The following is a 25,855-nucleotide window of genomic DNA, read 5'->3' on the forward strand; positions in this document are numbered from 1 at the left end:
ATGGTGGTAACTTATTAAAGGGAACTTCATAGAGTTGAAAGGGGAAATACTTTTGAAAACAACTTATGTAAACGCTACAATCGTAACGATGAATGAACAAAACGAAGTGATAGAAAATGGATATATCATTGTAGAAAATGATCAAATTATAGATGTAAAGAGCGGAGAATTCGCTAATGATTTTGCAGTAGATGAAGTAATTGACATGAAAGGAAAGTGGGTTTTACCAGGGCTTGTAAATACACATACACACGTTGTAATGAGTCTCTTAAGAGGTATTGGCGATGATATGTTATTACAACCGTGGCTTGAGACGAGAATTTGGCCACTTGAAAGTCAATTTACGCCAGAGCTTGCGGTCGCTAGCACGGAATTAGGATTACTTGAAATGGTGAAAAGTGGTACAACATCATTCTCTGACATGTTTAATCCAATTGGAGTAGATCAAGATGCAATTATGGAAACGGTATCAAGGAGCGGGATGCGAGCTGCTGTTTCAAGAACTTTATTTAGCTTCGGAACGAAAGACGATGAAAAGAAAGCAATCGAAGAAGCTGAGAAATATGTGAAGCGCTACTATAACGAAAGTGGCATGTTAACTACGATGGTTGCACCGCATAGTCCATATACATGTAGTGCAGAACTGTTAGAAGAGTGCGCTCGTATTGCAGTAGAAAATCAAACGATGGTTCATATTCATCTTTCGGAAACAGAGCGTGAAGTACGTGATATTGAAGCACAGTACGGGAAACGTCCAGTAGAATATGCAGCAAGTTGCGGGTTATTTAAACGCCCAACAGTTATTGCACACGGTGTAGTATTAAATGAAAATGAGCGTGCATTTTTAGCAGAACATGATGTTCGAGTAGCACATAACCCAAATAGTAATTTAAAACTAGGTTCTGGTATAGCGAATGTAAAAGCGATGCTAGAAGCAGGAATGAAAGTAGGAATTGCAACAGATAGTGTGGCATCTAACAACAATTTAGATATGTTTGAAGAAATGCGCATAGCGACTTTACTACAAAAAGGTATTCACCAAGATGCAACAGCGTTACCAGTTGAAACAGCTCTTACACTTGCGACTAAAGGAGCTGCTGAAGTAATCGGGATGAAACAAACAGGATCACTTGAGGTTGGAAAGTGTGCTGATTTTATTACGATTGACCCATCTAATAAGCCGCATTTACAACCAGCAGATGAAGTGTTATCGCACCTTGTATATGCTGCTAGTGGAAAAGATGTAAGTGATGTAATTATTAACGGAAAACGTGTCGTTTGGAATGGCGAATGTAAAACGTTAGATGAAGAGCGTATTATATTTGAAGCAAGTCGTTATAAACGAGGTTTGCAAAGATAGGTATTTTTAGGCTGTGGGGAAGGTCTTCTCCACAGCCTGTTTTTGTACCTTTCCCTGTGCTATGTGTCAACACTGATAAAAAGAGGGAAAGGAGAAGTTTTTTATGAGTGTTGATTAATAAAACAGAAGAGAATGGTTTAGATAAAATCACTAGTTTTAAAAAAGCCTTCACGCAATAATGATTGCATGAAGGCTTTTGATGTTTTCTTATTTTTTTGTCTCATTGACCCATGTAATAATGTCCTGGATGACGTACTCGGGAACATTTGCAGGGATTTCGTACTCACTTGGAAGACTCAATTCCCCGTCACCCTCCGTGAAGAAATGATTCAATTTCGGATATTCTTTGAACTGAACATTCCCGCGGTTTGAAAGTCCTTCCTGCCATTTTGTATAATCTTCTTTTACTGTTACTTGATAATCGCGTGCCCCTTGCAGAATCAGCAAAGGCTCTTTTCGTGATTTTGCCTCCTCAACTGGACGCCACCTAGTAACATCATACATAAAATGAGGAGACGGAAATGGAAAATTGTATCCAGCTGGCGGATGGTCAGGATCGAAAGTAGGATCCAGGATAAAAGCGAACTGTCTTTTTAGTTCATCGATTACTTCCTTTGGCGCCCCAAGGTATTGACTCACATCAATGGCAGTGTCAGTCAAAGGGCGTGCAGGTGGTGCGAGTAAGATACTTCCTCGAACAAGTGAGGAAGGCGCTTTGCTCAGTATTCGCGGCATTGTGCCAGCACCTTGGCTATGTCCGAGAATGAAAATATTATTTGGATCAATGCCTTCCTGCTGCGCTGCTGATTTTGCTGCATATATGGCATCATCTGTAGTATCACGGTCTAACGTAACGGGTTCTGCACTCATCTTTAATGCGTGTTCAAAGGTGCGTTTTTCATAGCGTAACACCGCAATTCCGTTGGACGAAAGGCCCACCGCAATGTCTCGTAAGATTTTTGTTCCCAGATATGTACTATCGCGATCATGGATGCCAGCACCATGAACAAGAACAACTACGGGTACCTTTTCACCAGGCTTATGTTTCGGAACCGTTAATGTGGCAGGTAACGGATAGGTAGAACTTCCAATGACGATTTCACGTTCTTTATAGGAAGCAGGTTGATCGTAGCTAGGCTGCGGGATAATATAAGATTCTGGAGGCGTCCTTACCCCAACTTCATCTACTTTCCCACCAGGTGTGAATTTAAGGAGTAACGGTATGGTAGCTCCTTGGGTGGTTCCTGGAATTTCCACCGTCTGATGGACCAAGTTTCGTTCTTTTATCACGGGGGTTCCCATACTTTTTATCCCGCTCCAGTCACTTTGTTTCCACCAGTTTTGTAATGTGTTTGCTGTAAACTTAGATTGAAAAGCAGCAGACGTCAACTGAAGTGCCTCTGCATACTTACCTTGCTGGAGATATTCAAAAAATAACGATGTCCGCTCTGTTAAAGAGACTCGTTCCTTTTCTGTAGATTGTTTCGCATGTGTATTTGCGTGAATAGCTGTTGTAAGCGGGAAAGATGAAATGCCAAAAGAAAAGAGCAAGGTAAAGGAAAGTACTGTTTTTTGTATTTTCTTTTTTTTATTCATATTTTAACCTCCAATATGTGATGGTAAAAACAGGCATGGTAATTATGGTTCTGGTGCAAAAAAGGCCTAATCCATTGATATGTTCATCTAAAACCAACCGTACTGATTTTGTCTTAATAACTCTGGTAACTCTTAATCTCTCTTTCTTCCTTCACTTCATATTTTGACTATACGAAACAAAGCTCTCGTTTTTCTTACTTGATCCTTACAAAAACCTTAAGTATATAAGGTTTGTCAAATACCACTTTCTATCTGAACTTCTTTTTATGTGTTAACACTGATAAAAAGAGAATAAGGAGAGATTTCTTAGGATGGTGCTTTAATAATCATTGTGACGAATGTGTATCAGTTTCTGTTGAAGAGTTAGTTCCGAAAGAATGTTTCCTTCATACAATTGAGACTACAATTAGTTTTAATTGTATTTAGGAAAAGCGATCCTTTTTTAAAAGGATCGCTTTTTTCTTGAGCGAATAAATATTCAAAAGAATGTCGCATCTTTCTGTTCATATTTCTGCTATAATATATAACGCTTTATAATATTTTATACTTAAGGAGAAAAACTCATGAAGCGAAAAAAGAGCCATTTAATGGTAATGGCACTTGTTACAACTTTATTATTAACAGCTTGTAATAATAAAGCGAATAAAAGTGATACAGAGGCAAAAAAACAAGTATTAAATGTAACAGTATCAGAAGAAATTCCTTCTCTTGATACTGCGAAAACGATGGATGGTACATCAGCACACGTTATGCAAAACATATTTGAAGGTTTGTATGTATTAGATGATCAAGATCATCCTATTCCAGCGGTAGCAAAATCGTTTAAAAGAAGTGAAGATGGTAAAAAATATACATTTGATTTGCGTAAAGATGCAAAATGGTCAAATGGAGACAGTGTGACAGCAAATGATTTTATGTTTGCATGGAAACGTGCAATTAACCGTGAAACAGCGTCTCAATATGCGTACATGCTCTTTTACGTGAAAAATGCAAAAGAGATAAATAAGGGAACAATGCCTCTTGATAACCTTGGCGTTAAAGTTATAAATGATTATAAGTTAGAAGTGGAACTCGATCAGCCAATTCCGTATTTTTTACAGTTGTTAGCATTGCCGATATACTTACCGCAGCATGAATCATTTTTGAAAGAACAAGGAAGTAATTATGCATTGGAACCTAGTAATCTCATATATAACGGGCCATTTGTATTAGAGAAATGGAAGCATGAACAAGAGTTTCAATTAAAGAAGAATGCTACATATTGGGATGAAAAGAAAGTGAAATTAGACGAGATAAACTTTCAGATTGTAAAGGATACAATGACGGCTGTTAATTTATACGAAGCTGGTGATTTGGATCGAGTGTCTATTAATTCTCAATTTGTAGACAAGTATAAAGGGAATAAGGAATTACATATGTCGAGCGAACCTGGGATTGCTATGCTACGTTTTAATGAGCAAAATAGTGCGTTAGCAAATAAAAAGGTGCGTCAATCTATTTCATTAGCGTTAAATAAAGAAGATTTCGTTGCTCACTTTATTAATAACGGGGCAAAGTCTGCAAGTGGAGTTGTACCAGTTGGGCATATAAATGAGGAGACTGGTAAAGAGTTTAGAAAAGAAAATGGAGATCTTTCTCCATATGATTTGCAAAATGCGAAAAAGATTTGGAAAGAAGCGAAAAAAGAACTGGGAGCAGACGAAGTAAACCTCGAGTTTTTAACGTATGAACAAGATAATGCAAAACGTATGGCAGAATATATAAAAGGGGACTTAGAAAAGCATTTGCAAGGATTAACGATACAAATTAAACAACAGCCATTTAAGCAAAAATTACAGTTAGAACAAACAGGAGATTACGATATATCTATGGCAAATTGGGGACCGGATTATAAAGACCCAATTAGTTATTTAGAGCTATTTACGACGAGTAATCCAAATAACAAAATGAATTATTCTAACCTTTACTACGATGAATTAATAAAGAAAGCGAAAAGCGATTTTGTACTAGATCAGAAGAAAAGATGGGAAGCATTGCAAGAGGCTGAGCGTATTCTATTAGATGATGCTGCAGTTGCACCGCTTTATCAAATGGGATCAGCTTACGTACAAAAGGATTATGTAAAAGGAATTGAAAAGCATCAATTTGGTGGTGTTTATACGTATAAGAATGCTTATATCGCAAATGAATAAATGCAAAAAACCTTACTTTTTAAAAGTAAGGTTTTTTACAGAGGGCAGGGACAGCCTTTGGTGATGTTCCCAGCATATAAAGAAGATAGATGCAAAATTGTAGTTACGCATTCATAAGAAATTGTAAAAAATCAATTCGAGCAGTTTATTTAAGTAAAAAGAAGTTAGTAGTAAACGAAATTAAATAGTTAAGAAAAAAGATACTTGAATGTGGTTGCTATTCTTTGTAGGTTTTTAATAACAGAAAAAGAAAAATAGAAATATAGCATACATGGAATAAGGAAATGCAGTACAGATCAGCGTACAAGCATTCTCTTGCTGTAACTATGCTTGTTTTTAATTATATAAAGAAAATATTAGATTATATATTTTGTCCTTGGTATACTTAAAGGGTAATTTGGGGTATTAAGATGAATTGATAGAGGTGTTTGTGTGGAATTGTTTGAGTATTATAAAAAAAAGGGGAAAGTTAAGTGTTTGATTGGAACTGGGCTTTTTCTTTATGGATTAATTGGTATGTATAATACCTGGGGTAATATTAACTGGGGACCAGTAATTTTCATTATTATAGTTTCATTTGTTGTTTTTGGTATTGGATTTTGGCAACTAAGAAAAGGGGATTTATTAAGAGAAAATATAGTTGGAAATGATTTGAAGTTTTGGAATATCGATACTTATGTTTTATTAGAATTACCTGAAAAAAATAAACATGTAGGCTTATATACTCCTGATGGGATATATGTAGCAGGAACAAAGATGGTTTCTTCAACATTACCATTTTTAAAAAATAAACAAATTTTTGGATTGGAAGCAAGTAATGGAGAAATTCTTGCATATTTTCATAGTGAAGTTGAAAATTATGATTGGGCTATTTATGATTCAAATTATAATCGTGTAGGGATGTTTAAAGAAAATATGATACAAGGATTTGGAACGGTACGTGGTTCTTTAATGAATGAAAAAGAGATAAAACTTTCTGAAGTAGAAGTTGAATTTGATTTTTTCGAAACTTCTTTTCGTACAATGGATAATCGGATATTAATAAACTGTAAAAGAGGATATATGCCTTTGGAATGGAGTGAAAGATTCGGATTAAATGTACCTATTATTAAATTAGGTAATAATATTTCTAACGCTGAAAAGATATTTGGTTTAGGGGTTCTTATCTATATTTTAGAAACAATTAAAGTAAGAGAAAGTAGGATTTTTAATGATTAAAATTAAATGTTTATGTTATAAGATTTATTGAATGTGTTATTAGGGGGATATAAATGGGGAATATACAAGTTAAACCGGAAGAGTTAAGAAGAATTGCAAAGAATTTTAGATATGCTAGTAATGTAGAATCAGATCGTCATTTGAAAATTCAAGGGGAATTATTAAATCTTCAAATGAGATGGATTGGTGCTTCGAGTTTAAGTTTTTATAATGATTTACCTAGAATGAATAAAGCACATGAATCTTTTCTTAATATGTTAAAACAAATAGAAGATGAATTAATTCGTATAGCAGAGAAATTTGAAAAAACTGATATGGAATACTCGTCTAAAAACTCTAATAATAATTCACTTTTGATGAATTCAAAGTCAGCGGTTGAAGCAGGTGCTGGAGTAGTTGTAAAAGGAATTGGTAATGTAATTAATGGTGAAAAGTATGAAAAATCACTTGTAGATGAAAATGGAACTGGTGGTCTATTTATTAAAGGTCTTACAGTTGAAGCTGAGCCATTTGTAAGTTCTCGTACTTATGATAGATTTGATGTGAAAGATAAAAACAAGAGGGAACAAACTTATGGACCTATGGTTGGTTTTACAGTAGCCCAAGCTGGAATAGAACAAGAGAATATTAGAGGATTTGGAGTAGGGGCTGAAGCTAAAGTAGCACTTGCTACTGCAGAATTAGGTGCTCATGTAGAAAATGGGAATTTACATATAGGAGCTGAAGCTACTCTAGTAAAATATGAGAGTGCTATAAAAATCCCACTTCCATTTTCTGATAAAAAATTACAAATTGGAGGATCGGCGTCACTTGGGACAGTCGGGGGATCTTTAGAAGCTGGAAAAAGTGGAGTGAAATTCCATGTACCAGTTGGTCCTGGTGTAGGTTTATGGGGATTTGGTGGAGAATTTGCTATTAAAGAATAAAGGGGAAAATTAGTATGAATAAGAAAGTGAAAATTTTAAAATATTTTATGGTTATATTAGCTTGCATTGCAATTTTTGGGACAGTTTTACCTAATGCATTAGATCCAAATGAATCATTAGCAGGGAAAATTTCAATTGCAACTTTCGGTACAATTGGAGCTTGTTTACTATTCTCTATTATGTATTTTATTGTAAAAAAAGCTATTTTAAGAGGTGGGAAATAAGATGGGACAAAATTTAGAGTTAGAATTACTTCCAATAGGTTCTGTTGTAATGTTTAAAGATTGGGAACATCCATTAATGGTTTATGGAAGAAGACAGATGGATTCTGAAACAAAAAAAACATGGGATTATGTATGTTGTTATTTCCCTCATGGTAATATTTCTTCGGAGTACAATTTCTTTTTGAATCATGAAGATATCTCTAGTGTGTTACATCTCGGTTTTATTAATGAAACTGAATTAGAGTTTCAAAAATTATTTAAAAAAGAAACTGAAGAAAAGCAGTGATTCTTTTAAGCTATTGGTGTTTTTGAAATAATTAAAGAATGAATCTTAATTCATATACATAAAAAAGGGGAATTTTTATGAAATTAATACGTGTATTTATGATTCTCACTCTTGTTGTATTGTTAAGCGCGTGCAATACAGCAACACAAGTTACAAAGGTTCAAAAAAATGGAGAAACGACTTTGGAAATTGGTTCTCTGCAAGGGTATTACGACGTACAAACGCTTAAAGCTGAAAAAGGAAATGTGGAAATCCCTTATGAAGCAGCTGTTGAAGAAGGTACGATTTTATTACAAGTTACAAAAGATGATAAGGTTATTTATGAAGAAGAAATCACTTCTCAAAAAGAAGGTTTGTTTTCTTTTGAAGCTCCAAAATCCGGATCATATGATTTAATTGTACGCGTGAAGGGTGAAAAAGAGAAAGCAAAAGAAATTCAAATACATACTAAGCTATGAAAAAACGGCAAGTGGAGTGCACCCGCTTGCCGTTTCCATTTTCAGTTGATTCTGTCACAACATATGTTTATCGATTTAAGTAGTGATCGGCTGAGTCCTGATGTTTATTCCGCCGAAATTCCTGATGGAGTTCAAATAAGAGATGAACAAAAGAATGTGTTACAAACTTGGCATGTTAAAAACAAAATTGATAACTCTCTTTTACAAGATGAAAGGACTAGGTTTGATGCGTTCGTATTTAAAAGAGATCTAGATGGTAAAGGGGGACATAGGGTGATGATCTTTTTAGAGAAGGTGTCCCAAACCTTACTACAGATATTGGTTATATATGGGGGTAAATAATTTGAAAAACATTGAGATTCTAAATACATATATTGAAGGGTTTTCTGATACTCTCCCTACGTGGTTAAAATATTTAATCGAGGCAGAGGAGATACATCAAAACTATGAGAATGTACAAGTACTTGGTGCATTAAAAACAGATGCGGTGTTGTACTATGTACACCGTACGCTGCAAGTGTTAGATGGATTGCCTATAGATGAAGAAGCGTATCGTATTATTGAAAAGGTACTAACGTATAGTGAACTTGCAAAGGTAGGCTCTTTAAAACAGCGGGAGCAATGGAAGAAAAACGGGATTAATCTATTCGTACATAACGAGGGTTCTGCTGATATCTTTAGTGATATTCAGTTTATTGAACGTGTGGAGACAAACTTAAATTCTACAGAGTATTTGTTTATTCGAGATTTAATTAGAACACATGGATTAATCGGGCAGTATATCCGCGGGGAGGCTCGTTTGGACTCTCATGTTGATTTAATTAACAAATATAAAGAAGAGTACGGAGACGTTAGGTTAAAGGAGATTCTATACTATCTTAACCAATGTATTATTGAGGGTGTATCAAAATCTTTGTGGAGCGAAGTAAAGAACGATGTGAAGATTACAATTGATGGACTATTTGATGGTTATGTGGAGCCATTTACTTCTCGTATACATAGACTCACTCCAAAACATAAGGAGTCAGTATTTGAAAAAGATATAATTATGGGAAGCGAGAAGAGAGACGTTCAAATATTTTTATCTAATAAGGATTTGTGGTATGTAGAACCGTCTATGCATGCTCTTAGTTTTGAGGATATTTGGACAGTTTTTATTATGTTAAAGAACGAGATAGGATCTAGAAAAATTCAGCATATACATTTCGAGAAATTGATGCAGCAGTTGCACTATGATTTCAAAGGCGAGAAAAAGGACAACGTGTATCGTAAGCGGGTTATTGAGAAATATCTACGGGAGTACCGTGAGAACGAGAAGCCGAATACAACGCATGTTTCTTTTAAGGCTAAAGTCGATGAAGATATGAAGACTGCGTATGTGTCGTTTCAGTTTTCCGCTGTAGGTGAGGCGTTAATTACCTTCTGTGTAGAGGCAGAAAAGATAGATATGATGCATGCTCGGGCAAATGTGCTGCTGTTTGATTTCTTCGGGTTACGTAAGGATGCATATGATAGATTCCATAACGAAGAAGTGTATCTGGAGCATATGAATAGCTCGGCTGATGATAAACGAATTATTCTTGATTATATAAAGGGAGATACGATGGTAGATGTCGGAGCCGGTGGTGGTGTCATGTTAGACATGATCGAAGAAGAGACCGAGGACAAACGAATCTATGGTATCGATATTTCTGAAAATGTGATTGATACGTTGAAAAAGAAGAAGCAGAACGAGGGGCGTTCTTGGGATGTCATTAAAGGGGATGCAATCAACTTAAGCAGCTCGTTTGAAAAAGAATCGGTTGATACGATTGTATATTCTTCTATCCTTCATGAGCTGTTTTCTTATATCGAGTATGAAGGTAAGAAATTCAATCATGAAGTAATTAAAAAGGGGCTAAAGAGTGCTTACGAAGTGTTAAAGCCAGGAGGTCGTATTATCATTCGTGATGGCATCATGACCGAAGATAAAACGTTAATGCGTGTGATTCATTTTAAAGATGCAAGCGGAATGAAGTTTTTAGAGCAGTATGTCCGTGAATTTAAGGGACGTATAATCCAGTATGAGGTACTTGCAGACAATACAGTCAAAATGCCTGTTAACGATGCGATGGAGTTCTTATATACGTATACTTGGGGTGAGGATTCCTTCGTTCATGAGGTGCAAGAGCAGTTTGGAATCTTTACGCCAAACGACTATAAGGATTTCGTAAAGGGTATCTTCGGAGATAAAGTAAACATCGTTCAAGCTATGAACTATTTACAGGATGGATATACACAACATCTTAGCGAGAAAATCGAGTTTAAAGATGAGTCTGGCAATGCGGTTGTGCTACCGGATAGTACGTTCTTTATGGTTTTAGAAAAGAGGTGATGATGTTGAAAACTTTAAGAATCTTTAGCCAAAGGGCGTATTTTTAGAGTAATGAAAAAACCCTAATCTCTTAATTTTATACTGAGAAACAAGTCAGTTATTAAAAAATCAGGTCATTGAATATCAGGATGTATTGATGAGTGGAAGGAAAGGGCGAATTGATGGGCTTGGGCGTGATACAAAAGGGTTGAATGATGGAAACGGTTGTGTAGTTATTTCTCATATTGGAGATGTATATGCAAGTGGGTTATTACCGATTAAAACGGGAAATATTAGAACAACATCGCTAACTGAAATCTATCGAAACTCTCCTGTTTTTCAAAACCTTCGTAATCCTGACAATTATAAAGGAAAGTGTGGTATTTGTGAGTATCGATATATTTATGGAGGATCTCGTTCTAAAGCATATGCAATGACGGGAGATTACATGGAAAGCGAACCTTTCTGTGTATACATTCCAAAAATATTGCGAAAACAGAAAAAGAACGTAAAAAAAGGGACGTGAGTAAGAATATGCTCATGCCCCTTTTTTTAGATTATATAATGTATTCTACTTCGCATCAGTCGTATGATGATCTAAGAAATGAAAAACGCTCGGTTTTCCATCTTTCGTTAAAAATCCACTATCTTGATTCATTATGCTGAAGCGAGTTTTTACGTATACTTTCTATTAAACTGATTTTAATAAAGAATAATAATTCGTGTCATAGGGGATATCATCTTGATACATATAATTTTTCAGAATACCTTCTTTTTCAAATCCTAGTTTTAATAGCACTTTATTGGAAGCTTCATTTTCAAGAAAGACAATCGCCCCGATCCGTTTTAAATGAAGTGTGTAAAAACCGTATGATATAACGTCAGAAACCGCTTCAGTCGCATACCCATTTCCCCAGTGTTCAGGGAGGAAGGCATAACTTATATTGGCTCGTTTATGTTCAGAAGACCAATCATGAAATCCGATTGTTCCAATGAGTTCTTTCTTGTCTTTTAATTCGATTCCCCATTTTATACCACTTCTTGCATTGTAACTCAGCTTAAAGTTATGAATGATTTGTTTCACTTGATCAACATTTTGTAATGGTTTTTGGCCATAATAGCGCAGTACATCAGTATTAGAAAAGCATTGTAGTATACTAGGTGCATCTATTTCGGTAAGTTCTCGTAAAATGAGTCGGTCGGTTTTTAATATAGGAAACATACTTTCACTCCATTTCTTCTGAAACTAGAATATGTTGTTATTATATAATCTAGTCTGAAAATAAAGATTATTCAAGAGGGAACTATATTTTTGATTTATGATAAAATTAATTGTGGAATATATTTCAAAAAGAGGTTTGTATATGGAGAAAAATTCAATTTTAATTGTAGATGATGATCAAGATATTGTTCGATTTATGAACGTGAATTTAATGCAAGAAGGTTTTAAAGTTTTTAGTGCTCATAATGGGGAAGAGGCTTTAGAAATAATAAATAACAACAGTATTCAACTTGCTATATTGGATATTATGATGCCACAAATGGATGGGATAGAATTGTGTAGAAGGATTAGAGAGAAACATAGTTTACCAATTATGTTTTTAAGCGCAAAATCATCGGATGTAGATAAGGTAATAGGATTTAGTACAGGAGCAGATGATTATATTGTGAAGCCGTTCAGTACAATTGAATTTATAGCGAGAGTGAAGGCTCAATTAAGAAGGTATACATATTTTAATCAAAATGCTGTCCAAGTAATAGAAAAGAAAATAAACATTAGAGGTTTAGAAATAGATGAAGTGTCGAGAACAGTAATGCTATATGGAGAAACAATCAATCTTACGAAAACTGAATATGATATTTTGTATTTAATGGCAGCTGCAAAGAATCGTGTGTTTACTATTGAAGAAATATATGAGAGCGTTTGGAAAGAAAGGGCCTATGAAAGTAATAATACAGTAATGGTTCATATTGCAAGATTAAGAAATAAAATTGAAGAGAATCCAAAAGAGCCGAAGTTTATTCAAAATGTTTGGGGAGTCGGATATAAAATTGAAGATTAAATCATTACAAGGCATTAGAACTAAGTTTTTTATCGCATTCATATGTAGCATTCTGTTAGCAACTGTAAGTATAATAGCGTTTCAAATATTAATTGGAAATATATATAGTCATGTTACTGCGTTAGAGGAAAAATATTCACTTTTATATGTAATAGCTTTTTTAATTTTTACTACAATATATTTTGCATTCATGACAAAAACAATGATGAAAAGGTTATCTGAAATAAATAAGAACTTGAAAGAAATAAGTAATGGTAATTTGGAAATACATATATCTATTTCGAAAAATGACGAGATTGGTGAATTAGCAACGAATGTTAATAGGATGGCTAAAAGTTTAAAAGAGTCTATCGAAAATGAAAAAAAAACGCAGGTAACGAAAAATGAGATGATTAGCAATATTTCTCATGACTTACGAACACCTGTAACATCTCTAATCGGTTATGCGGACCTGTTAGGAAATCAGCTTCATTCAAATAGAGAAGAATGTGAACAGTATGTAAGTATATTAAAGCGAAAAAGTTATGAATTAAAAAATCAAGTAGATGATTTATTAGAATATTGTCAAATAAATTATAGGGAGATTGAATTACATAAAAGTGAAGTAAATATGAAAGCGTTCATTGAACAAATCATGATTGATTTTGTACCACAACTAGATGATGCCGATATGAGCTTTTGTATTAATGGTGATAAGGAGTTACATGTGGAAATGGATGTAGCGCTTATGGTGAGGCTGTTCGAAAATGTAATTAGTAATAGTATTATGTACGGGAAAGACGGAAAACAGATTTTGATTCGAATTTCTAAAAGAGACATGAATGTTGAAATAGAAATTAAAAATTTTGGACAATGCATTCCGAAAGAGAACCTTCCTTATGTTTTTGAGAAGTTTTATCGTGGCGAAAAATCACGTAGCTCTTATACGGGTGGAAAAGGAATGGGACTTGCAATTGCGAGAAGTATAGCAGAGCTCCATAAAGGGGATATCACTGTGTGCAGTAATGAGAAAGAAACTGTTTTTACCATCGTTTTACCGCATTATAAAGAATTATAAGAAAATCGTAAGTATTTCTTTTATATGTTGTAATTTTCACTTCGTATTATGTAGAAAAAAGATATGAGGGTGGGGGTACAACATGTGGAAGAGATATGTATTAGTAATTTTAGTAGCGTTTTTAATTATAAGTTGGAGTGTAGTTTATTTAGCCCATGGTGTTATATCAGTCATTGTTTGGTGGGGGTTACAAGCCTTTAGCTTAGTATCAATTTTTATTTTGATAGGGTCAGTATTACTATTTTTGTGGAAAGGCATTTTCAGAAAGCGAATAGATAGAACACTACTCTTCATCGTTCTTTTCTCTATAATTGGAGCCTGGCCTTTAGGATGGTTTGCTAACATAGGGGGACTTGCTTACCCAGCAGATGTACAATCTATGAATCCTAAAGCATTCGTTCGTTTTCCTTTGAATGAAAGAGCATTAGTGGGCTGGGGCGGTGATCGATTAGAAACGAACTATCATGTTATAAAACCAAATGAACGATGGGCATATGATATTCTTATTCCGCCTGCTGAAGTGAAAAGTAGTAATTTAGGGGATTATGGAATATATGGAGCGGAAGTAATGGCACCAGCTTCTGGAACAGTTGTATCTATCAATAATGATGAAAAAGATGTAGTTCCAGGAGAGGATGATTTTCAGTCAATGGCGGGGAATCATATTTATTTACGACTAGATGAATCAGGGACATTTTTGATTCTTGCCCATTTAAAAAAAGGATCAATTAAAGTGAGGGAAGGACAACATGTAAATGAAGGAGAGGTTCTTGCCCAAGTCGGTAACTCCGGAAGTTCAAGTGAGCCGCATTTACATATTCATCATCAAAGGCAGGATCCATCCAAGGTGAGCATGTTTTTTTCGGAAGGATTACCACTTTACTTTCGAACTGAGAAAGGTGCGCTAATGCCAAAAAGAGGTACATACATAAGTGGTAATGAAAAAAGGTATTCCAGTTTTATTGGAATACCTTTTTCTATTACCCTACAAATGTTTGATACAGTAAGAAAATATTTAAAATGATAACAAGTGCAGCAATGATCCAAGCGATAAAAGTTGTTATGCGGTGATTAACGAGTGAACCCATAATTTTTTTATTGCTTGTAAACATAATAAGTGGTACTAATGCAAAAGCAATACCGAATGATAAGACGACTTGGCTCATGACTAGAGCGTAAGTTGGATTTACACCTAAAGCGATAATAACTAATGGTGGAATCATTGTAATAAAGCGGCGTAAGTATAACGGAATATGCATTCGAATGAAACCTTGCATAATAATATCACCTGACATTGTACCGACAGAAGAGCTAGATAGTCCTGCGGATAAGAGCCCAATTCCAAATAAAGCAGCCGATACTGGACCGACTAAAGTACTGAACTGATTAAAAGCAACATCAAGGTCTTCAACATGCAAGCCATTTTTAAAGAATAGTGCAGCAGCAACAATTAACATACTCGCATTAATTGCTCCAGCGATAACCATTGCGATAATGATATCAATAAATTCGAAACGGAAAATCTTTTTCTTTTGTTCATCAGTTGTTCCAACGACGCGGCGTTGTGTCAATGCAGAATGTAAATAGATTGCATGTGGCATAACTGTCGCGCCTAATATCCCTGCTGCAAGTAATATACTGTCTACACCTTGGAATTTCGGAATCAATAGTCCTGAAAGAAGGGGACTTAATTCTGGTTTTGCATAAAAAACTTGAATCCCAAATGCTATTACTACAATAAAAATCATCCCTGTAATAATAGCTTCTAGTGGGCGAAATCCTCTGCGTTGAAACTCAAGAATAATAAATGATCCGACTGCTGTAATTAAAGCAGCTGGTAACATAGGAATTCCAAATAATAAATACAATCCGAGTGCTGCCCCGATAAATTCAGCTAAATCTGTAGCCATAATAACGAGTTCACCTTGTATCCATAAGCCGATAGACACAGGTTTTGGAAAGTGCTCGCGAGCTATTTCAGGTAAATTATTTCCTGTAGCAATTCCTAATTTAGCTGATAAAGTTTGAATTAATACTGCCATTAAGTTAGAAGCGAATATAACCCATAATAGTAAATATCCGTATTGTGAACCAGCAGCGATATTTGTAGCAAAGTTACCAGGGTCAATATAAGCTACGGATGCGATAAAAGCGGGTCCTAAAAACGGTAACAGTCGTTTCCATCCTTTCGTTTCGCCACTTAAAGCTAAGTGTGCGGATTGAACAGTTGTACTTTGAGAAGGGACTTGTGCATCTTTTGATATATCTTTATTCATAGTAGTTTTCCCCTTTGGAATGTTAACTTGATGAAATTATTGTAAGTATTCTTATTGTTTATTTCAATACATTTAAATGTATTAGATGATATTTTTATCCCGCTTTAATGGGCAGTAAGACCCCCACCTCAAAATTCAGCGAAAGCAAAGAAGTTAGGAGGGGGTCGGGCTGCCCATTAAAGTCCGATTGGTGAGGGCTAATAATCAGTGGGGGATGAAGAAAACCCCCACTGATTAAAGTTTCACTTTATTTGAACATAAATGTTTCCTTAGTGCAAATTATATGCCTTGCTGCAATGGATGGTGTCGTGTAATAAAAAATTGGGAGTTTATGGTGTGATGACGTGGGGAAACATAATGAATTAAAGGGCTGTTTTTGAAATTTATGTGAACAAAAAGCCGATAATACAGCATATTAATTGATGGAATTGCATTTGTATGATATATAATATATTGGGATTACAACATAACCACAGGGTTTTGGTGTGTAATCTTGTTTTTTATTTTTGTTAACTGATAGAAAATAGTATAAAGAGAAGAAAATGGATTCATTTTCTTATTATATATGTTTTGATATGAACGTTAACTTATACATGATTTTAAAAATTAGATAGGTGGTAGAAACACATTGGCAACTACAAAACCATATAGAGTATTACTATATTACATGTACACAACAATTGAAAACCCAGAAGAATTCGCGGCAGAGCATTTAGCATTTTGTAATTCACTTGAATTAAAAGGTAGAATTCTTGTAGCAAAAGAAGGAATTAACGGAACTTGTTCTGGTACTGTAGAGCAAACAGAGAAATACATGGAAGCAATGAACAACGATCCACGTTTTGACGGTATCGTATTTAAAATAGATGAAGAAGAAGGGCATGCATTCAAGAAAATGCACGTACGTCCTCGTCCAGAGTTAGTTACACTTCGTCTAGAAGATGACATTAACCCACACGAAATAACTGGGAAGTATTTAGAGCCAAAAGATTTTTATGAGGCAATGAAACAAGAAGATACAGTTATTATTGATGCACGAAATGATTATGAGTTTGATTTAGGACACTTTAAAGGTGCGATTAAACCTGATATTGAATCATTCCGTGAATTACCAGATTGGATCAGAGAAAATAAAGAAACACTTGAAGGTAAAAAGATTTTAACGTATTGCACAGGCGGAATTCGTTGTGAGAAGTTTTCTGGTTGGTTAGTTCGTGAAGGTTATGAGGATGTAAGTCAGCTTCACGGCGGTATTGTAACTTACGGAAAAGACCCAGAAGTACAAGGTGAGCTTTGGGACGGACAATGTTACGTATTCGATGAGCGTATCGCTGTACCAGTAAACCAAAAAGAACATGTTATCGTTGGTAAAGACCACTTCTCAGGCGAACCTTGTGAGCGCTATGTAAACTGTTCAAATCCAGAATGTAATAAGAAGATTTTATGTTCTGAAGAAAACGAAGCGAAATATTTACGTGCATGTTCTCATGAATGTCGCGTAAGCCCACGTAACCGCTACGTAGTACAACATGAATTAACGGAAGAACAAGTAGCTGCTGCATTAGAGAAAATCGAAGCAGGGAAGTAAGCTGAATTAGTGTAATAAAAAAGTACTCCAAATTTTAGTTTGGAGTACTTTTTCTATGTAGTTTTTCTTTTGTCAGTTTTTGTTGGTAAGTCGATATATTTTGAGTTGCGCCGATATAATCGGAAAATCGCTCATAATAATTTCATTTACTGAATCCTGCCACGTATTTGAAATTTGAAAATAGTCTTCGTTACTTCTTATCATCTTTCTCTTTCACAGCAGAAAGTACAGTTTGTTTTACCCATGCTTTTCTTCGTTTATGTTGTAGACTCCATTGGTATAAACTTTGCGCACCTAAAATAAGTGAAATAACGATGCCGCTAATTGCTATTAAAAGTGCGAAAAATTCCAGTGGTGACGATATTTTGTTTGAATCGGTGTTTCTTAAAAGGTCAATCATAGTAAACCCTAACATTTGGCCTACTACAGAGTAGAGCGTTAAAATTAATAGTAAAAGGCTATCTTTTTTAGAGGCGACATTTTCTTGATATTTAAACAAACTATCAAGATTTTGTTTTGCATTCGAGTATAGTACTTCAATGTTAAATAGATTTCTTAAGCGGAAGAAAATATCTTCACTCTGTGATTGGGATACTAGCTCTAAAGAAAAGTAATTCGCTGTAAACGAATTGATTGAATAAATTAATTTTTCTATTTCATTTGTATCTTGTTCAATATTTAACTCCGCATAAGCATTTGCCATTTTTAATAAAACAACTTTATGAAATAAATTCAATAACAAGGCGTAATAAAACTCCCCGTACATTTGACTAGCAAGTTTAGCGAATTCGTGTTCACCCTCGTTTGTTATACATGTGAAAATATGTTCTTCCATAATAAAGTAGCGACTAGGAGCCCATCTTTGATATGAATGCTTTATTAAATAATCTTGAATATAAGGAACATTATTTGCGCTAATATACGGCTTGCCATCGTCTGTTAATCCGGAAAGACTGGAAGCTCGGTATACATCAACTACATGAAGGTCCGACTCTTTGTTTATGGATAATAAAGTTTGTACATACATTCGTTGATCCTCAAAGAAGGGGAATGTTTGAAAGTAAGAGCTCCGCAATCTCTTTTTCTCAAAGAAGTCTGTTACACCATGAAATAAATCGCCGAATATAAGCTTCTCTACTTGTGAATATTTTTTTCCATTACATTCAATGCAGATCGTTTCAGTTGTGCCATTTTTAGTTTCAAGTACACGGAAGCGGGCGGCGAATTCAATTGCTTCTGATAATGTCATGTTTGGAGCAGTTTCTACTTCTGTCCGAATTGTTAAGAAGCCAAGCTCATAGGGACAAAGTGTTACGTCAATAGAATGAATCTTGAATGGAACGGAAACAAGATTTGTTGTTAAGTGTCCAGTTAAGTTAAGGTCTTTAGAATAGCGTTGCAATCCTTTTTGATGCTCTGAGTGAGGGAATAGTATTTTATTGGTAAATGAAAGATAGTATGCTTCCATATTTTGATGTGAAACTTGAAACTTTCCGTAGTATGTATTTTCATTTTCAAGATGATCGAGTCGAAAAGGGCGAAAATTATTTTTCTGTAAGAAAGGGAACATATTTTGTTCATATCCAGTTTTAAAAGAAAACGGGAATATGAATTGAAATATAGCTGTTGTTACATCTTTTTCCTCGATTGTTTGTATTGCCTCCATTTACATTGTTTCCTTTCATATATGCTATAAAAACAACATGCCCAAATTTATTTGAAAATAACCACTGCTTTATACTTGATTAAGAATGAAAATTCAGCTTATTTAGTAGGGGACATGTATAATGTTATGTATACGAAATGTTATAAAACTGTATTTTGAAAAGGGGGATGTTGTATGCGTATTTTAGTATTAGGAGCTGGTGGCGTCGGAGGATTTTTTGGTGGCCGATTAGTCGAAAAAGGAGAAGATGTTACGTTTCTTGTCCGCAGTAAAAGAAAACAGCAATTAGAGGAAACGGGACTTGTTATTCGTAGTGTGAATGGGGATTTTTCCTTCCAACCGAAATTAATAACGAAGGAAGGCCGAACTGCTCCATTTGATGTCATTTTATTTTCAACAAAAGCGTATCACTTAAACGAGGCAATTCAAGATTTGAAGCCGTTTGTAGGTGAAAATACTGTCATCATTCCATTGTTAAATGGTATCGCTCATGTATTACTATTACAAAAGGAATTCGGCGAAGAAAAAGTAATTGGCGGTTTATGTTTTATCGAGACGACGTTAAACGATCAAGGAGAAATTGTACAAACGAGTGCTGCCAACAGACTTGTCTTTGGAGAAATGAAGCTTCAAGATTCAGAGAGGATAAAGCATATTTCTAAAGCATTTGCAGGTACAAAATCTAGTTTTGTTTTAAGTGAAAACATTACGCAAGATATGTGGCATAAATATTTATTTATTACTGTAATGTCAGGTGTGACAACATTAATGCGTGCGCCAATCGGTCCAATTCGTGAGAGTGAAGGTGGACGTGATTTCATCCGAAATTTATTTGAGGAATCTGTACAAATCATGAGGGCATTAGGAGCTCCGGTAAAGGATAGTATTGCCCAAGAACATATGAAAACAATTGATAAAATTTCGTATGATATGAAGTCATCGATGCAGCGGGATATGGAAAAAGGTTCTGGAATTGAAGGTGAGCACTTACAGGGGTACTTACTAGATATAGCAAAGCAATTTTCTATAGAAGCACCATTATTGAGTGCGGTATATCAAAACTTAAAGGTGTATGAAGAAATGACCTTTAACAAATCAGCAATACAATTGGATGTATGAAAAAATAAAAAAGAAAGCAATATATAAGTGTATTGCTTTCTTTTTTATGACAAATTATTTATTTCTTTTCGTTCTATCTGTCAAATTTATTTCCTGTTCACGTTTACCGTATAATTGATTAATTTCATTTGCTAATGCATCTAAATAGGAATCGGAAAAAATAGGCTTCTTTTCTTTAGACATATGGGTCTCCTTTATCGATTTTTTAATATTCATTATGTATATTTACCGGCGGATTATGCGCAATCATTTAAATTTTTTCTTTTTCAAAATTTTTGTTTACATTTTGAAAATAAAGGAGTATTATAATCCACAGTTTCAATTTTCTAAATCGCTGAAACCGCATGGTACGGGGGACCCGTTCTTATGGATTAGTTCTTAATCCAATGGGGTGAATCCTTGAAAAAGGTAGGGCTACTCATAGGCCCGAATCCGACAGCTAACCTCGTAAGCGTTATATTGAGAAGGAAGGTGGAGCTTGTGCGACAAAAAATATAATGTCTACAAGTCTATTTCGTTATGGCTTGTAGACATTTTTTGTTTTCTGAAGAAATCGTTTATCGGCTGTAACTAGCAGAAAAGTTCGTACAAAATTATTGGAGAGTGGACAGCAGTGGTTTCATCTATCAAAAAGTTTTTAATTGGAAGGCCGTTAAAATCAACTGAGTTAGGAGAGCAAAAGCTTAATAAAACGAAGGCGCTAGCCATTTTATCTTCTGACGCATTGTCATCGGTCGCATACGGACCAGAGCAAATATTAATCGCATTAGCTGGTCTTGGGGCAATAGCTTATTGGTATTCCATTCCGATAGCTGTTGGGGTATTAGTGTTATTAACTGCTCTTATTTTATCTTATCGACAAATTATTTTCGCTTATCCGCACGGCGGAGGAGCGTATGTTGTATCAAAAGAAAATTTAGGGATGAATCCAGGGTTAATAGCTGGAGGGTCTTTATTAGTCGATTATATTTTAACTGTTGCAGTAAGTGTATCAGCAGGTACAGATGCGCTTACATCGGCTTTTCCTAGTTTACATGCACATAATGTAATCATTGCGATTATATTTGTTATATTGATTACGATATTAAATTTAAGAGGGGTAACGGAATCTGCTTCCGTTTTAGCATATCCTGTTTATTTATTCGTTTTAGCATTATTTATATTAATTGGAGTAGGGATATACAATATTTTAACTGGTCAAGTTTCACCGACATTACACACGCCAATTGGAACACCAGTTGCAGGAATTAGTTTGTTCTTACTGCTACGAGCATTTGCTTCAGGAAGCTCTGCTTTAACAGGTGTTGAGGCGATCTCTAACGCAATTCCAAACTTTAAAGATCCTGCACCAAACAATGCAGCGAAAACATTGCTTGCAATGGGTGCATTACTTGCCGTTTTATTTTCAGGAATTGTCTTTTTAGCTTATTATTACGGAATTAATCCAAGTAAGGAAGTAACGGTTGTTTCACAAATTGCTGAACAAACTTTTGGACGTAATTTCATGTACTATTTCATACAAGGTACAACTGCTTTAATATTAATTCTGGCTGCTAATACAGGTTATTCTGCATTTCCACTATTAGCAGTTAACCTTGCAAAAGACAAATTTATACCGAGAATGTTTATGATTAGAGGAGACCGCCTAGGATACTCAAACGGAATTATTATACTTGGAATCGCATCGATTATTTTAATTGTAGCTTTCCAAGGACAAACAGAACATTTAATTCCGTTATACGCAGTAGGTGTATTCATTCCGTTTACCCTTTCTCAAACGGGTATGGTATTAAAATGGCTTCGTGAAAAACCTGAAGGATGGGCTTTGAGGTTAACGGTCAATTTAATAGGAGCAGTCATTAGTTTTATCGTAATGAGTATGTTCTTTTTAACTAAATTCGCACAAGTTTGGTCAATCCTTATTTTCTTACCTGTCATTATCTTCTTGTTCCACCGAATTAAGAAGCATTATGATGCAGTAGGCGATCAATTAAGTTTAAAAACTTGTGAGAGAATTGTTCCGATTGAAGGAAATGTAATTGTCGTTCCTGTGGCTGGTATGACACATGTGGTAGAAAATTCATTGAACTATGCGAAGTCTCTTTCTGCAGATCAAGTAATTGCTGTATATGTTGCTTTTGACAGAGAAGAGGAAAAGAAATTCGAAGAGAAATGGAAGAAGTGGCAACCTGAAGTAAGACTCGTTACATTGCATTCGCATTATAGAAGCATTCTTCAACCGCTAACAAAGTTTATTGATACAGTGCAATATAAAGCGAGTGAATCAAATTACCGAGTTACGGTCGTTATACCACAGTTCATTCCGAAAAAAGGTTGGCATAACATTCTTCATAACCAGTCTAGTTTACTCATTCGTGCGTATTTACTCTATAAAAGAAATGTTGTTATTACGACAGTTCCATATCATTTGAAAAAGTAAGAAGATTTTTTAAGGATAGCTTCATGAAAGTGAAGCTATCCTTTTTGTGTATACACTATGCATAATTGCATATGAGTCTAAAAGGTATATTAATATAATTTTTATGTCTGTGAATAAGTAGAGATTTTTGTTGTGATATATGGATATTTCAATTGGAATAGTGAAGCGGATTATATTTTGAAATAAGGACAGGAAATCTTGAAAATAAAGGGAGTGAAAATACTTCTTTACGTTATATAAATAGCTGTGTTTAAATGACCTTACAGTACAAAACTTACATGAAAACAAAACAGAATTTCATATTGACGTACGTTTTTTAGTTTATAATGAATAATATTTTCATGTAATATATTCACTGTGTGAATGTGGAAATGGCTATAAAATAGAAATTTTATACAATGTTATTCATACTAATCACATATGAAATGTTTTATAACAATAAGTAAGTACTGTAGCAATAAAAGTTGAGAGAGGTGGTTCATACATGGATCGCGGTGAGAACGTTCTCTATTTTAACCATCTCAAATTATGTGTAAGAAAATAGAATAATAAAATGCGATAGTAATAGTTGCTAATACATAGGAGGAGTTAAAGTGAAAAAGACTTTAATTACAGGGTTATTGGTTACAGCAGTATCTACGAGTTGTTTTATTCCTGTAAGCGCTTACGCGACGGAGGGGCAAACAGAAGTGAAAACAGTATATGCACAAAATGTAATTGCTCCAAATACATTATCTAATTCAATTCGAATGTTAGGATCACAGTCACCGCTTATACAAGCATACGGATTAGTTATTTTACAACAGCCAGACATTAAAGTAAATGCGATGAGTAGCTTAACGAATCATCAAAAGTTTGCAAAGGCAAATGTACGAGAGTGGATTGATGAATATAATCCGAAGCTAATTGACTTAAATCAAGAGATGATGAGATATAGCACTCGATTTAATAGCTATTATAGTAAGCTCTATGAACTAGCGGGAAACGTAAATGAAGATGAACAAGCAAAAGCAGATTTTACAAATGCATATGGAAAATTACAACTGCAAGTACAAAGCATCCAAGAGAGTATGGAGCGAGATTTATTAGAGTTAAATCGATTTAAAACGGTATTAGATAAAGATAGTAACAACTTATCAATTAAAGCTGATGAAGCAATAAAAACACTACAAGGATCAAGTGGGGATATTGTGAAGTTAAGAGAAGATATTAAAAGAATTCAAGGGGAAATTCAAGCTGAGCTAACTACTATTTTGAATAGACCTCAAGAAATTATTAAAGGTTCTATTAATATCGGTAAACAAGTATTTACAATTACAAATCAAACTGCACAAACGAAAACAATTGATTTTGTTTCTATCGGTACTTTAAGTAATGAAATTGTAAATGCTGCAGATAGTCAAACGAGGGAAGCGGCTCTTCGCATTCAGCAAAAGCAAAAAGAGCTACTACCACTTATTCAAAAGTTATCACAAACTGAAGCAGAAGCGACACAAATTACATTTGTTGAAGATCAAGTAAGTAGCTTTACAGAACTAATCGATCGTCAAATTACAACTTTAGAAACGTTATTAACAGATTGGAAAGTTTTAAATAATAATATGATCCAAATTCAAAAGAATGTTGAAGAAGGCACATATACAGATAGTAGTTTACTTCAAAAACATTTCAATCAAATTAAAAAAGTAAGTGATGAAATGAATAAGCAAACGAATCAATTTGAAGATTACGTTACAAACGTTGAAGTACATTAAAAATAAGTAATGATATAGGGAGAGAAGAAAAATGACAAAAAAACCTTATAAAGTAATGGCTCTATCAGCACTTATGGCAGTATTTGCAGCAGGAAACATTATGCCAGCTCATACGTATGCAGCTGAAAGTACAGTGAAACAAGCTCCAATTCATGCGGTAGCAAAAGCTTATAATGACTATGAGGAATACTCATTAGGACCAGAAGGCTTAAAAGATGCAATGGAAAGAACAGGTTCAAACGCTTTAGTAATGGATCTGTACGCTTTAACAATTATTAAACAAGGGAACGTTAACTTTGGTAATGTATCGTCTGTTGATACTGCTTTAAAAGGTAAAGTAATTCAGCACCAAGATACAGCTAGAGGAAATGCGAAACAGTGGTTAGATGTATTAAAGCCACAGCTTATTTCAACGAATCAAAATATTATTAACTACAATACGAAATTCCAAAACTATTATGATACTTTAGTTACTGCGGTAGACGCAAAAGATAAAGCGACTCTTACGAAAGGTTTAACTAGATTATCAAGTAGTATTAATGAAAATAAAGCGCAAGTAGATCAGTTAGTAGAAGACTTGAAGAAATTCCGAAACAAAATGACGTCCGATACGCAAAACTTCAAGGGTGATGCAAATCAAATTACATCTATATTAGCTAGTCAAGATGCAGGAATCCCGCTTCTGCAAAATCAAATTACAACGTATAATGAAGCAATTAGTAAGTATAATGCAATTATTATCGGTTCATCAGTTGCGACAGCTCTAGGGCCAATTGCCATTATTGGTGGTGCAGTAGTCATTGCTACAGGTGCAGGAACGCCGCTAGGAGTCGCGTTAATTGCAGGTGGTGCAGCAGCTGTAGGCGGTGGTACAGCTGGAATCGTATTAGCGAAGAAAGAGCTTGATAATGCACAAGCTGAAATTCAAAAAATAACAGGACAAGTTACAACTGCTCAATTAGAAGTAGCTGGGTTAACGAACATTAAAACACAAACGGAGTATTTAACAAATACAATTGATACTGCAATTACAGCGTTGCAAAACATTTCAAACCAATGGTACACAATGGGATCAAAATACAATTCTTTACTTCAAAATGTAGATTCAATTAGTCCAAACGACCTTGTTTTCATTAAAGAAGATTTAAACATTGCGAAAGATAGCTGGAAAAACATTAAAGACTATGCAGAAAAGATTTATGCGGAAGATATTAAAGTAGTAGATACGAAAAAAGCTTAATCAAATACGAATCGTTAGAGCATTACGTATTGATGAAAG

Annotated in this window: 21 protein-coding genes, 2 pseudogenes and 1 riboswitch; of the genes and pseudogenes, 18 read left to right on the forward strand and 5 right to left on the reverse strand. The window is 34.7% G+C overall.

Annotated features, from left to right (window positions below; genetic code table 11):
* Positions 1 to 34: 34 nt before the first annotated feature.
* On the forward strand, positions 35 to 1,360 hold the full coding sequence (locus MR113_RS10210; RefSeq protein WP_242253968.1) for a bifunctional S-methyl-5'-thioadenosine deaminase/S-adenosylhomocysteine deaminase: 1,326 nt from the start codon (positions 35 to 37) through the stop codon (positions 1,358 to 1,360).
* A 207-nt stretch (positions 1,361 to 1,567) separates the two neighbouring features.
* On the opposite strand, the gene MR113_RS10215 is transcribed toward MR113_RS10210, so the two are convergent.
* Positions 1,568 to 2,956 (reverse strand): alpha/beta hydrolase, encoded by a 1,389-nt coding sequence (locus MR113_RS10215; protein WP_097843455.1) that lies wholly within the window; start codon positions 2,954 to 2,956, stop codon positions 1,568 to 1,570.
* Between the two features lie 563 nt (positions 2,957 to 3,519).
* On the opposite strand from MR113_RS10215, the gene MR113_RS10220 reads away from it, so the two are divergent.
* From MR113_RS10220 to MR113_RS10260, 9 genes and pseudogenes are all read left to right on the forward strand, one after another.
* On the forward strand, positions 3,520 to 5,148 hold the full coding sequence (locus tag MR113_RS10220) for a peptide ABC transporter substrate-binding protein (RefSeq protein ID WP_242253970.1): 1,629 nt from the start codon (positions 3,520 to 3,522) through the stop codon (positions 5,146 to 5,148).
* A gap of 72 nt (positions 5,149 to 5,220) precedes the next feature.
* Positions 5,221 to 5,336: pseudogene (locus MR113_RS10225) on the forward strand (ABC transporter ATP-binding protein); the annotation flags it as partial.
* A 244-nt stretch (positions 5,337 to 5,580) separates the two neighbouring features.
* Positions 5,581 to 6,366, forward strand: coding sequence for an ABC transporter ATP-binding protein (locus MR113_RS10230; protein WP_242253972.1), 786 nt, complete (start codon positions 5,581 to 5,583; stop codon positions 6,364 to 6,366).
* Positions 6,367 to 6,419: 53 nt separating this feature from the next.
* Positions 6,420 to 7,292, forward strand: a complete 873-nt coding sequence (locus MR113_RS10235) for a WXG100 family type VII secretion target (RefSeq protein WP_242253974.1) — start codon at positions 6,420 to 6,422, stop codon at positions 7,290 to 7,292.
* Positions 7,293 to 7,306: 14 nt separating this feature from the next.
* Entirely contained in the window at positions 7,307 to 7,516 is a 210-nt protein-coding gene (locus tag MR113_RS10240; RefSeq protein WP_001036914.1) for a hypothetical protein, read from the forward strand.
* Between the two features lies 1 nt (position 7,517).
* Positions 7,518 to 7,802, forward strand: a complete 285-nt coding sequence (locus MR113_RS10245) for a DUF4176 domain-containing protein (RefSeq protein ID WP_242253976.1) — start codon at positions 7,518 to 7,520, stop codon at positions 7,800 to 7,802.
* Positions 7,803 to 7,879: 77 nt separating this feature from the next.
* Positions 7,880 to 8,260: a BA_1872 family lipoprotein gene (locus tag MR113_RS10250; protein WP_242253979.1), complete on the forward strand. Its 381-nt coding sequence runs from the start codon at positions 7,880 to 7,882 to the stop codon at positions 8,258 to 8,260.
* A gap of 328 nt (positions 8,261 to 8,588) precedes the next feature.
* The gene (locus MR113_RS10255) at positions 8,589 to 10,634 is read left to right on the forward strand and encodes a class I SAM-dependent methyltransferase (protein ID WP_242253981.1); all 2,046 of its coding nucleotides are present in this window, start codon (positions 8,589 to 8,591) and stop codon (positions 10,632 to 10,634) included.
* A gap of 103 nt (positions 10,635 to 10,737) precedes the next feature.
* Positions 10,738 to 11,139: pseudogene (locus MR113_RS10260) on the forward strand (SPASM domain-containing protein); the annotation flags it as partial.
* Between the two features lie 165 nt (positions 11,140 to 11,304).
* Here MR113_RS10260 and MR113_RS10265 read toward each other — a convergent pair.
* Positions 11,305 to 11,835, reverse strand: coding sequence for a GNAT family N-acetyltransferase (locus tag MR113_RS10265; protein WP_242253983.1), 531 nt, complete (start codon positions 11,833 to 11,835; stop codon positions 11,305 to 11,307).
* Positions 11,836 to 11,977: 142 nt separating this feature from the next.
* Between MR113_RS10265 and MR113_RS10270 the strand changes: the two genes are divergently transcribed.
* The 3 genes from MR113_RS10270 (at position 11,978) to MR113_RS10280 (ending at position 14,757) form a co-directional block, all read left to right on the forward strand.
* Entirely contained in the window at positions 11,978 to 12,676 is a 699-nt protein-coding gene (locus tag MR113_RS10270) for a response regulator transcription factor (protein ID WP_242253986.1), read from the forward strand.
* Positions 12,666 to 13,733 (forward strand): sensor histidine kinase, encoded by a 1,068-nt coding sequence (locus tag MR113_RS10275; protein ID WP_242253987.1) that lies wholly within the window; start codon positions 12,666 to 12,668, stop codon positions 13,731 to 13,733. Before MR113_RS10270 ends, MR113_RS10275 begins: the two co-directional genes overlap by 11 nt.
* 82 nt (positions 13,734 to 13,815) lie before the next feature.
* Entirely contained in the window at positions 13,816 to 14,757 is a 942-nt protein-coding gene (locus tag MR113_RS10280; RefSeq protein WP_242253989.1) for a M23 family metallopeptidase, read from the forward strand.
* Here the strand turns inward: MR113_RS10280 and MR113_RS10285 are convergent.
* On the reverse strand, positions 14,714 to 16,009 hold the full coding sequence (locus MR113_RS10285; protein WP_242253992.1) for an Nramp family divalent metal transporter: 1,296 nt from the start codon (positions 16,007 to 16,009) through the stop codon (positions 14,714 to 14,716). The genes MR113_RS10280 and MR113_RS10285 overlap by 44 nt on opposite strands.
* Positions 16,010 to 16,637: 628 nt before the next feature.
* On the opposite strand from MR113_RS10285, the gene trhO reads away from it, so the two are divergent.
* Positions 16,638 to 17,597, forward strand: a complete 960-nt coding sequence (gene trhO / locus MR113_RS10290) for an oxygen-dependent tRNA uridine(34) hydroxylase TrhO (protein ID WP_061676675.1) — start codon at positions 16,638 to 16,640, stop codon at positions 17,595 to 17,597.
* A 190-nt stretch (positions 17,598 to 17,787) separates the two neighbouring features.
* On the opposite strand, the gene MR113_RS10295 is transcribed toward trhO, so the two are convergent.
* Positions 17,788 to 19,263 carry a hypothetical protein gene (locus MR113_RS10295; RefSeq protein ID WP_242253994.1) on the reverse strand — a complete coding sequence of 492 codons (1,476 nt, stop codon included), beginning with the start codon at positions 19,261 to 19,263 and terminating at the stop codon, positions 17,788 to 17,790.
* 174 nt (positions 19,264 to 19,437) lie between these two features.
* Here MR113_RS10295 and panE point away from each other — a divergent pair, with 174 nt between their 5' ends.
* Entirely contained in the window at positions 19,438 to 20,382 is a 945-nt protein-coding gene (gene panE / locus MR113_RS10300) for a 2-dehydropantoate 2-reductase (RefSeq protein WP_242253996.1), read from the forward strand.
* Positions 20,383 to 20,436: 54 nt separating this feature from the next.
* On the opposite strand, the gene MR113_RS28335 is transcribed toward panE, so the two are convergent.
* Positions 20,437 to 20,565, reverse strand: a complete 129-nt coding sequence (locus MR113_RS28335) for a hypothetical protein (protein ID WP_000031869.1) — start codon at positions 20,563 to 20,565, stop codon at positions 20,437 to 20,439.
* A gap of 139 nt (positions 20,566 to 20,704) precedes the next feature.
* Positions 20,705 to 20,851: riboswitch (cyclic di-AMP (ydaO/yuaA leader) on the forward strand.
* Positions 20,852 to 20,995: 144 nt separating this feature from the next.
* Here MR113_RS28335 and MR113_RS10305 point away from each other — a divergent pair.
* From MR113_RS10305 to nheB, 3 genes are all read left to right on the forward strand, one after another.
* Positions 20,996 to 22,822, forward strand: coding sequence for an APC family permease (locus tag MR113_RS10305; RefSeq protein ID WP_242253998.1), 1,827 nt, complete (start codon positions 20,996 to 20,998; stop codon positions 22,820 to 22,822).
* Between the two features lie 593 nt (positions 22,823 to 23,415).
* The gene (gene nheA / locus MR113_RS10310) at positions 23,416 to 24,576 is read left to right on the forward strand and encodes a non-hemolytic enterotoxin NHE subunit A (protein ID WP_242254000.1); all 1,161 of its coding nucleotides are present in this window, start codon (positions 23,416 to 23,418) and stop codon (positions 24,574 to 24,576) included.
* A gap of 31 nt (positions 24,577 to 24,607) precedes the next feature.
* Positions 24,608 to 25,816: a non-hemolytic enterotoxin NHE subunit B gene (nheB, locus tag MR113_RS10315; RefSeq protein ID WP_242254006.1), complete on the forward strand. Its 1,209-nt coding sequence runs from the start codon at positions 24,608 to 24,610 to the stop codon at positions 25,814 to 25,816.
* Positions 25,817 to 25,855 lie beyond the last annotated feature (39 nt).

This window comes from Bacillus cereus group sp. BfR-BA-01379, from assembly GCF_022663605.1.
Taxonomy (GTDB): Bacteria; Bacillota; Bacilli; order Bacillales; family Bacillaceae_G; genus Bacillus_A; species Bacillus_A mobilis.